Origin of the sequence: Neisseria zalophi (assembly GCF_008807015.1) — a bacterium.
Lineage (GTDB): Bacteria > Pseudomonadota > Gammaproteobacteria > Burkholderiales > Neisseriaceae > Neisseria > Neisseria zalophi.
Genome location: NZ_CP031700.1, coordinates 1,860,273 through 1,874,585, shown reverse-complemented (window position 1 = coordinate 1,874,585; position 14,313 = coordinate 1,860,273). Strand labels below are relative to the sequence as shown.

Here is a 14,313-nt window from a genome sequence, read left to right as displayed (position 1 = left end):
AATAGTAGGAGAAATATCATGCGCGAGCCTTTATTGACGATTCGTCCCCGTGAGGCCGTTATAGCGGCATTGCTGATTGTGGCCGTAATGGGCATAACCATGATTGGTTTTGAATGGATACCGCATTTGTCTGTGATTTTGGTGGTGTGCGGGCTGTTGGCTTTCGGCAAATTTAAAGGTATTAGCTTTCAAGATATGCAAGAGGGCATGGCTTCGGGGGTGATGTCGGGCATCGGTGCGATTTATCTATTTTTCTTTATCGGCTTGCTGGTGTCGGCGATGATGATGTCTGGTTCGATTCCGACTCTGATGTATTACGGTTTTGATTTGATTTCTCCAAAATTGTTTTATTTCTCGGCTTTTGTGCTGACTTCCATTGTCGGCGTGTCTATCGGCAGTAGTTTGACCACCTGTGCGACCTTGGGCGTTGCCTTTCTCGGTATGGGTGAAGCTTTTGATGCCAATCCGGCCATTGTTGCCGGTGCGGTGGTGTCGGGGGCGTTTTTCGGCGATAAAATGTCGCCGCTCTCGGATACTACCAGTATCGCTGCCTCTATTGTCGGCATTGATCTGTTTGAACACATCCGCAATATGATGTACACCACGCTGCCGGCATGGATTTTAACAGCAGTTTTTTTCTGGATGTTGTCTGGCAATACGGCACAGACTGATATTACGGGTATTCAGGAATACCGTGCCAACCTTGAGGCAACCAGCCTGATTCACGGCTATGCTTTATTGCCGTTTGCCGTTTTATTGCTGCTGGTGTTGAGAAAAATCAATGCCATTTATGCCATCATTATTACCATTATCGTTTCTCTCATCATTACCTATTTCCACAGTTCTATCAGTATTGATCAGTTGGGCGGCTATTTTTTCAGCGGCTATAAACCTGCCGAAGATCTTGAAATCGGCGAAGTGGCCAAACTGGTTTCGCGTGGTGGTGTAAACAGCATGTTCTTTACCCAAACCATTGTGATTCTAGCACTCAGCTTGGGCGGTTTATTGAATGCGCTGGGTATTTTACCGGCGCTGATGTCGGGTATTGCCCATTTGTTAACCAGTGCCGGACGGGCAACCTTTACCGTCGCCGCCACTTCTTTAAGCGTAAACGTTTTAATCGGCGAACAATATTTGAGCTTGTTATTGTCCGGTAATACCTTTAAACCGGTTTATGAGCGTTTGGGGCTGCACCCGCGCAATATCGCCCGCACCATTGAAGATGCGGGTACGGTCATGAATCCGTTGGTGCCGTGGAGTGTGTGCGGGGTGTTTATCAGCAGCGTATTGGATGTGCCGGTATTGTCTTACCTGCCTTATGCTTTTTTCTGTTATTTGTGTCTGATTCTCACCCTGATATTCGGGTTTACCGGTGTGACGCTCAGTCAGGCGGAGGATAAATAAAGAGCATAGGCAATAGTCGGTATGAAACTGCAACCGATAGCAGTTTCAGACGGCCTGATAAAAAAACCGTGCCGATTCCGATGGAAAATAAAATAGATAAGACTGTCTGAATAGTTTTCAGACGGCCTGTTATGTACGAATTATGTATGCTTTAAGCAAAGGAGAAAATATGGACAAACATTATCCCGATGCCGTCTCAGCCTTGAAAGGCATTGTTTCAGACGGCCAAACCATTGCGGTGGGCGGTTTCGGCCTCTGCGGTATCCCTGAAGCGCTGATTGCCGCATTGCGTGACAGTGGCGTGAAAGATCTGACTTGTATCAGCAATAATGCGGGTGTGGACGATTTCGGGCTAGGCCTGTTATTGGCTACCCGCCAAGTTAAAAAAATGATTGCTTCCTATGTGGGTGAAAACAAAGAATTCGAACGCCAATTTTTATCCGGCGAGTTGGAAGTGGAATTAACGCCGCAAGGCACATTGGCCGAGAAATTGCGCGCCGGCGGTGCCGGTATTCCCGCCTTTTTTACTAAAACAGGGGTGGGTACGCAAGTAGCCGAAGGCAAAGAAACCCGCATATTTGATGGCGAAGAATATCTGTTGGAAAAAGCATTGGTAGCCGATGTGTCGCTGGTGAAAGCATGGAAAGCCGACAAAGCGGGCAATCTCATCTTCCGCAAAACCGCGCGCAACTTTAACCCCGATGTGGCTACCGCCGGTAAAATCACGGTGGTGGAAGTAGAAGAATTGGTAGAAACCGGTGAGCTTGACCCCGACCATATCCACCTGCCCGGCATCTACGTTCACCGCATTATCGTGAACGCAAATCCTGAAAAACGCATCGAACAACGCACCGTGAGGGAGGCATAATTATGGCTTGGACGAGAGAACAAATGGCGCAACGTGCCGCCAAAGAATTGCAAGACGGTTTTTACGTCAATCTCGGCATCGGCCTGCCGACCTTGGTGGCCAACTATATTCCCGACGGTGTGAATGTGGTGTTGCAATCTGAAAACGGATTACTCGGTATCGGCGCGTTTCCCACTGAAGACGAAGTGGATGCCGACCTGATTAACGCAGGCAAACAAACCGTTACCGAACAAACCGGCGCCAGCTTTTTCAGTAGCTCGCAATCTTTTGCAATGATACGCGGCGGCAAAGTGAATCTGGCCATTTTGGGCGCAATGGAAGTATCTGGCCAAGGCGACTTAGCCAACTGGATGATTCCGGGCAAAATGGTGAAAGGCATGGGCGGCGCGATGGATTTGGTCGCCGGTGTGCAACGTGTGATTGTGTTGATGGACCACACCGCTAAAAACGGCGCATTCAAAATCAAACCCGAATGCGAACTGCCGCTAACCGGTAAAAAAGTCGTCCACCGTATTATCACCAATTTAGGCGTGCTGGACGTCACTCCAGACGGCCTTAAACTGGTGGAATTGGCCGACGGCGTCAGCTTCGATGAATTGCAGGCAGCCACCGGCGTAAAAGTATTGGCTTAAGCAGTGTGGCCGTCTGAAACCGTTTCAGACGGCCTTTATACAAAATCTTTCTGTTTTCAGGCCGTCTGAATATATAAGAAGCTTGGAAACATAATCGGAAAGGAATGTGAATGAACCGTAATATTGTGATTGTTGCCGCCAAGCGTACTCCGGTCGGCAGCTTCTTGGGCGGACTTTCCCCACTGCGCGCACCGGAATTGGGCGCGGCGGTGATTCGTGATGTATTGCAGCAAACCGGCCTGAAACCCGAACAGGTCGATGAAGTGATTATGGGCAATGTGTTAACCGCCGGTGTCGGCCAAAACCCGGCACGTCAGGCTGCTATATTGGCCGGACTGCCGGTACGGATTCCGGCGACAACCGTGAACGTTGTCTGCGGTTCGGGTTTGAAAGCCGTGCAAATGGCGGCTCAGGCGATTGCCTGCGGCGATGCCGAAATCGTGGTGGCGGGCGGTCAGGAATCTATGTCGCAAAGCCCGCATACCATTAATATGCGCCAAGGCGTAAAAATGGGCCCGGCCAGCTTGGCCGACAGCATGGTGGCCGACGGTTTAACCGATGTTTACAACCAATACCACATGGGCATCACGGCGGAAAATGTTGCCGAACGCCTGAATATCAGCCGCGAAGCGCAAGACAAATTTGCCTTATCGTCGCAACAAAAAGCCGCGGCCGCACAAGCGGCGGGCAAATTCGACGGTGAGATTACCCCCGTATCCGTGCCCCGCCGCAAAGGCGATCCGCTGGTGGTCGATAAAGACGAATACATCAAAGCCGACACCACCGCCGAAAAACTGGCTGCGCTGCGTCCGGCCTTTAAAAAAGACGGTACGGTAACCGCCGGTAATGCTTCGGGTATTAACGACGGAGCCGCCGCCGTGGTGATGATGACGGCGGAAAAAGCGGCCGAACTCGGCTTAACCCCGTTGGCGGTTATCCGCGCTTATTCCGCTACCGGTATCGAACCCGAAATCATGGGCTTGGGTCCGGTTGATGCGATCAAAACCGTATTGAAAAAAGCAGGCTGGCAAACCGAAGAGGTGGATTTATTTGAAGCCAACGAAGCCTTTGCCGCCCAAGCTTTGGGGGTGATGGCGGAAACCAACCTGCCGCCCGAAAAAACCAATGTCAACGGCGGAGCGATTGCGCTCGGCCATCCTATCGGCGCATCAGGCTGCCGTATTTTGGTAACGCTGTTGCATGAGATGCAGCGCAGCAATAAGAAAAAAGGCATTGCCACTTTATGCGTCGGCGGCGGTATGGGCTTGGCCGTAGCGGTAGAGCGGACGGCATAAACGTTTAATATTTTATCCGTTGATACGATAGGCCGTCTGAATCATAAAATTTCAGACGGCCTTTGTTGTTTCGCACGGGATACGGGTTATAATCCGAAGACATTTTTTCTAGCAAACCTTATGAGTTCACAAGCCCACCGCGTTAATCACGAACCTGCTTTTTTACTGACCGCCAAACCGTGGCGCGAAAGCAGTTTGTGGCTTGAAGTTTTCAGCCGCCGTTATGGCCGCGTTGCTCTGTTGGCGCGCAGCGCCCGCAAACGGCAAAGCGAATTGCGCGGCGTGTTGGTGCCGTTTGTGCCGATGAGTGCATCGTGGTATGGTTCGCAAGAGTTGAAAACCCTGCATAGGGCGGAGTGGACGGGCGGATGGCGCCAGCCGCAAGGCAAGGCATTGTTCAGCGGCCTGTATGTAAACGAATTGGTGTATAAACTGACTGCCCGCGAAGATCCGCACCCCGAATTGTATGATGCATTAAGCAGGGTGATGCAGACCATTGCCGAAGAAAGCCACCATGCCGCCGCATTGCGCAGTTTCGAATGGCGGCTGTTAACCGAACTCGGCTTTGCCCCCGATTTAACGCAAGACGAACACGGGCAGCCGGTTTTGGCCGAACGGCAATATTGGCTACGCCCCGAACACGCCCCGCTGCCTTTAGACGATGCCAACGGTTTGCCACCGCATGAAGTGCAGGGCTTGGCGATGCGCGGTGCCGATTTAATCCAATTGCATAGTGGCGTTTTTGAAAACACGGAAAGTTTGCAGCAGGCTTTGAAACTAACGCGGATGCTGTTGGATTTCCGCCTGCCGGAGGGGATTAAATCCCGCCAAGTGCTACAACAGATGCAGCAGTTTCAGACGGCCTGATTCAATCGGTTTAAGTGAAAGAGGCCGTCTGAAAACAAATCAAGAAAGGAAACAGAAATGTTATTGGGTGTGAATATCGACCATGTCGCCACCTTGCGCAATGCGCGCGGTACGGCTTATCCCAGCCCGCTTGAGGCGGCTTTAACAGCCGAAACACATGGTGCCGACCTGATTACCCTACATTTGCGCGAAGACCGCCGCCATATTCGCGACGAAGATGTTTTCGCGATTAGAAACGCCATCCGCACACGCATGAATCTGGAAATGGCGTTAACCGAAGAAATGCTGGAAAACGCCTTGCAGGTGATGCCCGAAGACGTTTGTATCGTGCCGGAAAAACGCGAAGAGGTAACGACTGAAGGTGGGCTGGATGTTTTGGCGCAACAGGATAAAGTCGCCGAGTTTACCCGTATCCTCACTGAAGCAGGTATCCGCGTTTCCCTGTTTATTGATGCCGACGAAGCCCAAATACAGGCCGCCCGCGATGTCGGCGCTCCCGTTATCGAGCTGCATACCGGCGCTTATGCCGATGCCGCAAGCCATGAAGAACATCAGGCACAATTACTGCGGATTGAAGAGGGGGCAAACTTCGGCAGCGATTTAGGGCTGGTCGTCAACGCCGGCCACGGCCTGACGATTCACAACGTTACCCCGATTGCCCGGATTTTATCCATCCAAGAATTGAATATCGGCCATTCGCTGATTGCTCAAGCCATTTTTATCGGTTTGCCCGAAGCCATAAGGCAAATGAAAGATATTATGTTTAAAGCTCGCTCGCTGCCTTTCTAAACAGGCAGGCCGTCTGAAAACCCAGCTATAAAGGAGCTGTTATGATTTACGGAATCGGTACCGACATCGTTGCCATCAGTCGCATTGCAAGACTACAGAAAAAATACGGTATGGCATTTGCAGAACGCCTGCTCAGCTCGATAGAGATGTTGGAATATCCTCAGGCTGGAAAATCGGTGAATTTTTTAGCAAAACGCTTTGCTGCCAAAGAAGCATTTGCCAAAGCCGTCGGCACCGGTATACGCGCCCCGGTTACTTTCCGTAATATCACTATCGGCCACGATGCTTTAGGCAAACCCGAGTTTCATTATGAGCCGGAATTGCAAAAATGGTTGGATAAACAGGGCATTAAGCAGGTGCATTTGAGCATGAGCGATGAAGAAGATACTGTTGTCGCTTTTGTGGTATCCGAAAAATAAACGGCTATAAAAAGATATTTTTTATTTTACCGGCCGGTTTGGCTGATTTGCGCTACCGACCGCTTTCAGACGGCCTTAATCATGCAGGCCGTCTGAAAACCTTTTATTAATTTATTAATCTGTTACGAAAGTTTGAATATATGAAACATTCAGTCATCACTGTTATCGGTAAAGACCGTGTCGGTATTGTGTACGACGTATCTAAAATTTTAGCTGAAAATCAATTGAATATCCTCAATATCAGCCAGCAGCTGATGGATGATTTCTTCACTATGATTATTTTGGTGGATACTGAAAAATGCCCGAAAACCCGGCAGGAAATGTTGGATCTTTTTGCTGATCGGGGCCAAAAGCTGGCACTGGATATCCGTATGCAGGATGAAGAAATTTTTAATGCCATGCACCGCATTTAAAGGTCTCATTAATATGAATATGCGAAAGTTAATGTGGTTAATTATATTGGTTTTACCTGGTTTATACTTTATATATTCTGAGATTGCATCGGGAAGTCCTGCACGTATTATTATGATAACAGTAGTTTTGGGAGCCTGTTTTGCTTCCGAATGGCAATCACTTAAAAAGAGTAAAAAGAAATAGCATACTATTTTTATTTAATATGAAATAACGAAATATCAACGAGTTGGCGTGGGCTTGTGGTAGCACAGACTTCGCTGATAAGGATTAAGCATTATGACAACCATTATTCAATCCGATGAAATTTTAGAAACCGTGCAGATGGTGGCCGACCAGCATTTCGACGTGCGTACCATCACCATCGGTATCGACCTACACGATTGTATCAGCAGCGATATCAACGAATTAAATCAGAATATTTATAATAAAATCACCCGTGTCGGTAAAGATTTGGTGAAAACCGCACGCCATCTTTCGGCAAAATACGGCGTACCGATTGTGAACCAGCGTATTTCTGTTACCCCGATTGCCCAAATTGCCGCTGCGACACACGCCGATTCTTATGTGAGCATTGCCGAAACCTTAGATAAAGCCGCCAAAGATATCGGCGTATCGTTTATCGGCGGCTTTTCAGCTTTGGTGCAAAAAGGCATGTCGCCGTCGGATGAAGTGCTGATTCGTTCGATACCCGAAGCCATGAAAAAAACCGATATTGTGTGCAGTTCGGTCAATATCGGCAGCACCCGTGCCGGCATCAATATGGATGCGGTTAAACTGGCAGGCGAAATGATTAAAGAAACCGCCGCCATCACACCGGAAGGTTTCGGTTGCGCCAAAATCGTTGTTTTTTGCAATGCGGTGGAAGACAATCCCTTTATGGCAGGTGCATTCCACGGTTCGGGCGAAGCCGATGCCGTGATTAATGTCGGCGTTTCCGGCCCGGGTGTGGTGAAAGCCGCTTTGGAAAATTCCAATGCGCAAACCTTAACCGAAGTGGCCGAAGTGGTGAAAAAAACCGCATTCAAGATTACCCGTGTCGGCGAATTAATCGGCCACGAAGCGGCCAAACTTTTGAATATTCCGTTCGGCATTCTCGATTTATCATTGGCACCGACCCCCGCCGTCGGCGATTCGGTTGCCCGTATTCTCGAAGGCATGGGTTTATCGGTGTGCGGCACGCACGGCACTACCGCTGCGCTGGCGTTATTGAACGATGCGGTGAAAAAAGGCGGCATGATGGCATCGGGCACCGTTGGCGGTTTGAGCGGGGCGTTTATTCCCGTTTCGGAAGACGAAGGCATGATTGCTGCTGCCGAATCCGGCATTTTAACTTTAGACAAACTTGAAGCGATGACGGCCGTATGTTCCGTAGGCTTGGATATGGTGGCCGTGCCGGGCACGACTTCGGCGGCAACCATTTCCGGTATTATTGCCGATGAAGCCGCTATCGGTATGATCAACAGCAAAACCACCGCCGTGCGTATTATTCCGGTGCCCGGCAAAGATGTCGGCGATAGTGTCGAATTCGGAGGATTGCTGGGCTATGCGCCGATTATGCCGGTGAAAGAAGGCTCGTGCGAAGTGTTTGTAAACCGTGGCGGCCGCATTCCCGCGCCGGTTCAATCTATGAAAAACTAATTTTAATCAAATAACCAAAGGCCGTCTGAAAAGTTTTCAGACGGCCTTTGGTTATGGCTGTATAAATGGCGTTCAAACCAACTTAGCGGGTGCCGAAAATCTTATCGCCGGCATCGCCCAAGCCGGGGATGATATAGCCTTGTTCGTTGAGATGGCTGTCGAGCGCGGCGGCGTAGATGGTGACATCGGGGTGCGCGTCGTTTACCACTTTCACCCCTTCCGGCGCGGCCACCAACACAAGGGCTTTAATATTTTGGCAGCCTTTTTGCTTCAACAGGTCGATAGTGGCGACCATCGAGCCGCCGGTGGCCAGCATCGGGTCGATAATCAGGGCAGGGCGCGATTCCATGCTGTCGACGAATTTTTCAAAATAAGAAACGGGTTTGAGTGTTTCTTCGTCGCGTTGCAAGCCGACTACGCTGATTTTGGCGGTGGGAATCAAATCCAATACGCCGTCTAACATGCCGAGACCGGCACGCAGAATCGGCACCACGGTTAAGGTTTTGCCCTTAATGCGTTGGCCTTCGATTTTGCCGCACCAGCCGTCGATAATATAGTTTTCGGTTTCAAAATCACGGCTGGCTTCATAGGCCATCAGGCGTGCCAACTCATTGGTGAGGGTGCGGAATTTATAGGTGCTGCATTCGGCCTCGCGCATTAGGGTGAGCTTGTGTTTAACGAGGGGGTGATCGATGATGGTAATGTTCATACTGTCTTTCCGGTAATGCTGTTTTACAGGGAGCGGTCTGCTGAAAATTCGGGCAGGCCGTATAAGGTTTTATTTCGGGGCGGTTTGTTCGAGTTCCAAAGAAGCGGCAAGTAGTGATAAGCGCGCCATAACGCCGTAAATATACAGGCGGTTGCATTCGCAATCGGGATTTTCGGCACTGGTTTGGGGCACGCCGAGCGCATCCCATTGGGCAAAAATACGTTTGCAGCGCTCTTCGTCAATGGAGTCTTCTTGTTCGGCCACTGGGATTGCCTGAGCCAACGGCACAAAAGACATGCCGGTTGCATTCAAGTTTTCATCAGCACCGCGGCCTTCATGAACACGGAAGAAGCCACCGATAACAAACCGATCCATCATATAAACAACGGGTTCGGAAACGGCGCCGTTGAGTGTTTCGTAAGTGTAGATGCCTTCTTGCACAATCACTTCGGTGACTTCCAAGCCTTCTTTAACCTTAGCCATTTTATTGCGGTTTTTACGGTTTAGCCCGCGGATTTCTTCGGCGGATTTCACACTCATCACGCCCATGCCGTAGGTGCCGGCATCGGCTTTCACAATCACAAACGGTTTGTCGGTAATGCCTTTTTCATCATATTTGGCTTGGATTTTGGCCAACATCCGCTCAACGGCGTCGGCCAATATGTCTTCACCTTCGCGCTCTTGGAAATTCAAGCCGCTGATTTGTTCGAAGTAGGGATTGATATTCCATACGTCGATATCAATCAGTTTGGCAAAGTCTTCGGCCACTTTGTCATAAGCGGCAAAATGGCTGGTTTTGCGGCGGGTTGTCCAGCCGCCGTGCAGAGGCGGTAAAACGGTTTGGGATATATCGCGCAAAATGTCGGGAATGCCGGCGGAAAGGTCGTTGTTTAATAAGACTAAACAGGGTGAAAAGCCGTCGGCCAAATGAACGCGCCCGCGTGTACGCAATAGCGGCTCAAGTAGGATTTTATTGCCCAAAGCGGTTTCAAATTCGGTCGGTTCGGTAATTTCCGGATTCAGGCTGCCTAAGCGCACTTCAAAACCGGCAGTGTGCAAAATATTGCTCAAGGCATACACGTTTTGCAGATAAAAAGTATTGCGGGTATGGTTTTCAGGCACAATCAACACCGATTTGGCCTGCGGGCATGAGCGTTCCACCGCATCTTGCGCAGCGTGTACGGAAAGCTGGATAAATTCGGGGTTTAGATTATTGAAACCACCGGGAAATAAATTCATATCGATAGAAGCCATTTTATAGCCGGCATTACGGATATCGACCGAGCCGTAAAACGGTGGTTGATGCTCCGACCATTTTTGGCGGAACCATGCTTCGATTTTAATTTGATTGCTTAGTATTTTACGTTCGAATTCTTGCAGTTGCGGCAGATAAGCCGGTGAGATAGCGGGCAGGTTCATAGCGGACTTTCGAAACTTTGACTCGATAAAGCAGCATAATAGATTTTTTAGCTGTTTGATACAAGTTTCAGACGGCCTATATTTACTATGAAAATAGGCCGTCTGCCTATCATTTGAGTAGGTCGGCAGGCTTAAACCGTTGTGATATTTTATGTTTCATCTAAAGAACCATATAGCGCACCGATATGATTTTTTGCTTAAAACAAAGCTTCCACGCGCACTAAGGTGCCGATATGGTGGCGGCGGTTTTCTTCGCGGTTGTTGAGGTAGTTTAATTCGGTTTGCACAAACAGCCAGTCGCGCCAAACAGGCTGCCGCCATCCGGCAAAGGGGCCGTAGCTGTTGAGTTTCATCTTTTTATTTTTGATTTTGCCGCCGGCATGGACACCGTAGTTTAAGCGTTTGTGTCCGGCGAGGTCGTGCTGGCGATATAGGCTGTTGCCCCACAGCCATTCTTCATCATCTTTTTTATGGTTGTATTCGATGTTTAGGTTATTGGCATTAAAGGTTTCCCCCGTTTCAGTTTGACGGATTTCCCAGTTAGTACGTACATGATGCCTGCTTTTGATACCGTAGCGGTAGGTTTGCTCGAGGCGGGTGCTGAAACCGTCGTTCAAATCCCAATCTTTAGTGCCCCGGAAGCGCAGGTATAAGTCATCGCCTGAGCGGACACCGATATCGACATCGGTATCGATGCCGGTGTATCGGGTAATGTCCGACCAGCGTAAAGCCAGTGATGAGTTGCTTTCGCGGTTGCGGGTGCGGTCGAATGTTCTTTGGTTGATCAGTTGAGTTTCATCATAAATATGGCCGGTATGATCTAATTCGCTGTCAAGTGAATCATCACCGAATACTACATTCAGGCGTTGTTGCAAAACCGGCAGTTTCAGACGGCCTCGAACACGTGGCTTGACGGAAAAACGATCGTATTTATTCCAAGTGGTATCCGTCATAATACGCAGATTGGCAGAAGCAGGATGATCGGGATCGGGTGTGCCAAACCAATCATCCATATTGTGTGCCCAGCGATTGATGGTGGTTTGGACATTTCTGTGCTGTCTGTCTGTCCAAGTATTGTGTACAGGCGGGGTAGGTTCTATGGCTTGTGATGCGGCAGTTGGCACTTCTGTTGCCACATCGTCTGCTTGTGCAGAAACAGACAACAAACAAAGAAAAAAACATAGCGGAAAAGAGGAAATTGGTTTCATTATTATCGTCTCCTAAAAAGCCCTAGTGTAAGCATACTAAATTTATTGCATATTTACCATAAGGCCGTCTGAAACAATGGGCTGTGTTAAAATCTAACTTCCTTTTTCTCATTATTTTACCCGCTCAACATGCTCAATCCACCCCGCCAGCTCACCGAACTTGTCCGCCTGCTGCAAGAACGCAACCATATTTTTTCCGCCGACCCGCAGCCGATTACCGAAGCCCTGCGCCATGCCGACGGCAATATCGAAACCAAACTCAACCGCCGCGCGGAAATGATAGACAGCGACCACAAACTGCAAGACAGCTTGGCGCGTATCCGCAGCCTGTTTGCTTGGCTGCTGCTGGCGGCAACCTTGTTTTGGCTGATTAGCGGCTTTGCAGGCACGGTTACCCTGATGCAGCAATCGGGCTTAAATTTCTTTTTTGTATTGGCCGGCGTATTGGGGCTGCATACCTTAATGTTGCTGGCGTGGATAATCACCGCCTGCCTGCCGCGCTATAAAGCCGGCGGATTTTTCTCTAACCCGGCCTTTTGGATACGCGGCAAAGATCCGGTTAACCAAGCCATTATGCGGCTGTATAGCGACGAATTGGCCAAACCTGCTACCCGTTGGGCGCTCGGCCTAACCGTTCACCGCTTATGGCTGGCAACCCTAATCGGCATGTTGGCCGCCGCCGTTTTGCTGCTGAGCGTGCGCCAATATACCTTTAATTGGGAAAGCACCTTATTGAGCGATGCCACATTTGTGCAGGCCGTGCATATTTTATCGTGGCTGCCGGCCAAACTCGGCTTTCCCGTGCCCGATGCCGATGCCGTATTAATCAGCCGTCTGAACAACGATATCGCCACATCCCGACAATGGGGCGGCCTGCTGATTGGCAGCCTTATCTGCTACGGCCTGCTGCCGCGCTTTGCCGCATGGCTGGTGTGCAAAATACTTTCCCGTCGCACCCGAAGCACCTTGCCGCTCGACAAACCTTATTACCGCCAAATTATCCAGCAATGGCAGCGGCGGGTAGTCGATGCCGACACCCAAAGCGAAACCGTTACCGCCGTTACCCCGAAAATCAAACTCGATGACACCCCGAAATGGGCGGTGATGCTCGATGCCGAATGGCCGGAAAAATCATGGTTCAAACACATTTTAGGGCAGGATTGGCTCGATAAAGGCACTGCCGACAGCCGCGATACCGTAGCCGCATTAAAAGCCGAATTGCAACAAGAGCCCGCGCAATTATTAATCGGCGTCCGCGCCCGCAGCGTGCCCGACCGCGGTATCCTGCGCCAAATCACCGCCCTTGCCGAAGCCGCGCAGGGCGGGGCGGTAGTGCAATTATTAGTAGAAAAAGATTTTTCAGACGGCCTCAACGATTATTTAAGCCAATGGCACACCGCCTTGGGCGAACGCGGCCTGCCGTGGTTGGATCCGGCACGCGTGAGCCAGCAGGCGCGCTTGGGGAAAGAGGCCGTCTGATTAATAAAGCAGCACATTGTTAAACGTTACTTACTCACAAGGAATAAAAAATGAAGATTTTTATGATACGCAGCCCTTGGCGTGCGGTTAAGGCAGGCTATGTAGGATATGGTTGGGCGAAAGTGGATTTTTCCCAATATCAAGATACCAAAGCGTTGTCTGATGCTTTTAAACAACATTATCCGACAGGTGTCGGCAGGAAAACAAAAAATATTGAGCGTTTTTTTAACTTGAAGGAGGGGGATATTGTGCTTGTACCGTCTAGTAAGTCGGTCAGTATCGGTAAGGTTAAAGGAAAGAAAAAATTTAATCGGGAATGGACAAAAGATAATGCCGGCAATTTGGTGTCGGTAGACTTTTGTAAAGTTGACGGGCGTGTTTTAAAAATAGCCCGTAGTGATTTTAGCGGACAATTAGGAAGCCGATTAAAGGTTCGTACCGCCATTGCAAATTTCAATCAATTTAAAGATGAAATCAACAGAATAATGGATTGGATTGAGAAAACAGGAGAAGTATACCGACATTCCAATTATTTTTCAGCGCAAGTCGAATTGGCAAAACAAAAGTTTAAAAAAGAACTACTTCAATCCATTCGCAAAGGAAGCATATGGTTGGAAGCCGGTGGCCGCGGCTTGGAAGAATTGATTCGGGAAATGCTTAAGATTGATGGCTATCAGGCAAAGATTAAATCGAAGAAACAATTATCTGGTATTGCAGATATAGATATTGAAGCCAAAAAACAAGCATCTGGCATTGCAGATATAGATACTGAGGTCGAAAAGAAAAATAGATTTTCTAAAACCCATTTATTAATACAGGCCAAACATCACAAAGGCGAAACCAACGGACACGGCTTAAAACAACTGATTGCCTATAAAGATAAAGATGATGATGTTGATTGCCAGAAATGGCTGATAACAACAGCGAAGGTTTCGGACAAGAACAAACAATTAGCCGAACAACATAATATTAACATTATGGAAGGGGAAGAGTTGGTTGATTGGATATATGAAAGCATTCCCCATTTATCAGAAAAAACCAAACAAGCATTAGGGATTATGGAAATTCCTTCATTATTGAAATAATAATGAGCTTGTAGAGATGGCGGGCGTGTGCCCGCTATTTGAGGCCGTCTGAAAAGATTTCAGACGGCCTGAACGATTATTGAAAAC

Annotated in this window: 14 protein-coding genes; 11 read left to right on the top strand and 3 right to left on the bottom strand. The window is 49.1% G+C overall.

The features are described 5' to 3' along the window. The first annotated feature begins 18 nt into the window (after positions 1–18). The 9 genes from nhaC (at position 19) to D0T92_RS08650 (ending at position 8,326) form a co-directional block, all read left to right on the top strand. Positions 19–1,404, top strand: a complete 1,386-nt coding sequence (nhaC, locus tag D0T92_RS08690; RefSeq protein WP_151052029.1) for a Na+/H+ antiporter NhaC — start codon at positions 19–21, stop codon at positions 1,402–1,404. Positions 1,405–1,573: 169 nt separating this feature from the next. Further along, positions 1,574–2,272 carry a CoA transferase subunit A gene (locus D0T92_RS08685; RefSeq protein WP_151052027.1) on the top strand — a complete coding sequence of 233 codons (699 nt, stop codon included), beginning with the start codon at positions 1,574–1,576 and terminating at the stop codon, positions 2,270–2,272. A gap of 2 nt (positions 2,273–2,274) precedes the next feature. Further along, positions 2,275–2,904: a 3-oxoacid CoA-transferase subunit B gene (locus D0T92_RS08680; protein ID WP_151052025.1), complete on the top strand. Its 630-nt coding sequence runs from the start codon at positions 2,275–2,277 to the stop codon at positions 2,902–2,904. A gap of 110 nt (positions 2,905–3,014) precedes the next feature. Then, a complete protein-coding gene (locus tag D0T92_RS08675) occupies positions 3,015–4,199 on the top strand; it encodes an acetyl-CoA C-acetyltransferase (protein ID WP_151052023.1) in 1,185 nt (394 codons plus the stop codon). A 120-nt stretch (positions 4,200–4,319) separates the two neighbouring features. After that, the gene (gene recO / locus D0T92_RS08670; RefSeq protein ID WP_151052021.1) at positions 4,320–5,066 is read left to right on the top strand and encodes a DNA repair protein RecO; all 747 of its coding nucleotides are present in this window, start codon (positions 4,320–4,322) and stop codon (positions 5,064–5,066) included. Between the two features lie 57 nt (positions 5,067–5,123). Continuing rightward, complete coding sequence (gene pdxJ / locus D0T92_RS08665; protein WP_151052019.1) at positions 5,124–5,855, top strand: pyridoxine 5'-phosphate synthase; 732 nt, start codon at positions 5,124–5,126, stop codon at positions 5,853–5,855. A gap of 41 nt (positions 5,856–5,896) precedes the next feature. Then, positions 5,897–6,274 (top strand): holo-ACP synthase, encoded by a 378-nt coding sequence (gene acpS / locus D0T92_RS08660; RefSeq protein WP_151052017.1) that lies wholly within the window; start codon positions 5,897–5,899, stop codon positions 6,272–6,274. Positions 6,275–6,414: 140 nt separating this feature from the next. Next, positions 6,415–6,687: an ACT domain-containing protein gene (locus D0T92_RS08655; protein WP_151052015.1), complete on the top strand. Its 273-nt coding sequence runs from the start codon at positions 6,415–6,417 to the stop codon at positions 6,685–6,687. Positions 6,688–6,964: 277 nt separating this feature from the next. Continuing rightward, positions 6,965–8,326: a PFL family protein gene (locus D0T92_RS08650; protein ID WP_151052013.1), complete on the top strand. Its 1,362-nt coding sequence runs from the start codon at positions 6,965–6,967 to the stop codon at positions 8,324–8,326. Between the two features lie 82 nt (positions 8,327–8,408). Here D0T92_RS08650 and upp read toward each other — a convergent pair whose 3' ends face one another. From upp to D0T92_RS08635, 3 genes are all read right to left on the bottom strand, one after another. Beyond that, positions 8,409–9,035, bottom strand: a complete 627-nt coding sequence (gene upp, locus D0T92_RS08645) for a uracil phosphoribosyltransferase (RefSeq protein WP_151052011.1) — start codon at positions 9,033–9,035, stop codon at positions 8,409–8,411. Between the two features lie 69 nt (positions 9,036–9,104). Then, positions 9,105–10,454, bottom strand: coding sequence for a glutamate--cysteine ligase (gshA, locus tag D0T92_RS08640; RefSeq protein WP_151052009.1), 1,350 nt, complete (start codon positions 10,452–10,454; stop codon positions 9,105–9,107). Positions 10,455–10,651: 197 nt separating this feature from the next. Further along, entirely contained in the window at positions 10,652–11,662 is a 1,011-nt protein-coding gene (locus D0T92_RS08635) for a hypothetical protein (RefSeq protein ID WP_225315097.1), read from the bottom strand. Between the two features lie 129 nt (positions 11,663–11,791). Here D0T92_RS08635 and D0T92_RS08630 point away from each other — a divergent pair, with 129 nt between their 5' ends. After that, the gene (locus tag D0T92_RS08630) at positions 11,792–13,141 is read left to right on the top strand and encodes a DUF2868 domain-containing protein (protein WP_151052007.1); all 1,350 of its coding nucleotides are present in this window, start codon (positions 11,792–11,794) and stop codon (positions 13,139–13,141) included. Between the two features lie 50 nt (positions 13,142–13,191). Next, on the top strand, positions 13,192–14,226 hold the full coding sequence (locus D0T92_RS11420; RefSeq protein ID WP_225315096.1) for a restriction endonuclease: 1,035 nt from the start codon (positions 13,192–13,194) through the stop codon (positions 14,224–14,226). Positions 14,227–14,313 lie beyond the last annotated feature (87 nt).

Excerpts from the sequence above, each read along its gene's own strand:
- nhaC (WP_151052029.1), top strand. The coding sequence starts at position 19 with ATGCGCGAGCCTTTATTGACGATTCGTCCCCGTGAGGCCGTTATAGCG.
- D0T92_RS08685 (WP_151052027.1), top strand. The coding sequence starts at position 1,574 with ATGGACAAACATTATCCCGATGCCGTCTCAGCCTTGAAAGGCATTGTT.
- D0T92_RS08680 (WP_151052025.1), top strand. The coding sequence starts at position 2,275 with ATGGCTTGGACGAGAGAACAAATGGCGCAACGTGCCGCCAAAGAATTG.
- D0T92_RS08675 (WP_151052023.1), top strand. The coding sequence starts at position 3,015 with ATGAACCGTAATATTGTGATTGTTGCCGCCAAGCGTACTCCGGTCGGC.
- recO (WP_151052021.1), top strand. The coding sequence starts at position 4,320 with ATGAGTTCACAAGCCCACCGCGTTAATCACGAACCTGCTTTTTTACTG.
- pdxJ (WP_151052019.1), top strand. The coding sequence starts at position 5,124 with ATGTTATTGGGTGTGAATATCGACCATGTCGCCACCTTGCGCAATGCG.
- acpS (WP_151052017.1), top strand. The coding sequence starts at position 5,897 with ATGATTTACGGAATCGGTACCGACATCGTTGCCATCAGTCGCATTGCA.
- D0T92_RS08655 (WP_151052015.1), top strand. The coding sequence starts at position 6,415 with ATGAAACATTCAGTCATCACTGTTATCGGTAAAGACCGTGTCGGTATT.
- D0T92_RS08650 (WP_151052013.1), top strand. The coding sequence starts at position 6,965 with ATGACAACCATTATTCAATCCGATGAAATTTTAGAAACCGTGCAGATG.
- upp (WP_151052011.1), bottom strand. The coding sequence starts at position 9,035 with ATGAACATTACCATCATCGATCACCCCCTCGTTAAACACAAGCTCACC.
- gshA (WP_151052009.1), bottom strand. The coding sequence starts at position 10,454 with ATGAACCTGCCCGCTATCTCACCGGCTTATCTGCCGCAACTGCAAGAA.
- D0T92_RS08635 (WP_225315097.1), bottom strand. The coding sequence starts at position 11,662 with ATGAAACCAATTTCCTCTTTTCCGCTATGTTTTTTTCTTTGTTTGTTG.
- D0T92_RS08630 (WP_151052007.1), top strand. The coding sequence starts at position 11,792 with ATGCTCAATCCACCCCGCCAGCTCACCGAACTTGTCCGCCTGCTGCAA.
- D0T92_RS11420 (WP_225315096.1), top strand. The coding sequence starts at position 13,192 with ATGAAGATTTTTATGATACGCAGCCCTTGGCGTGCGGTTAAGGCAGGC.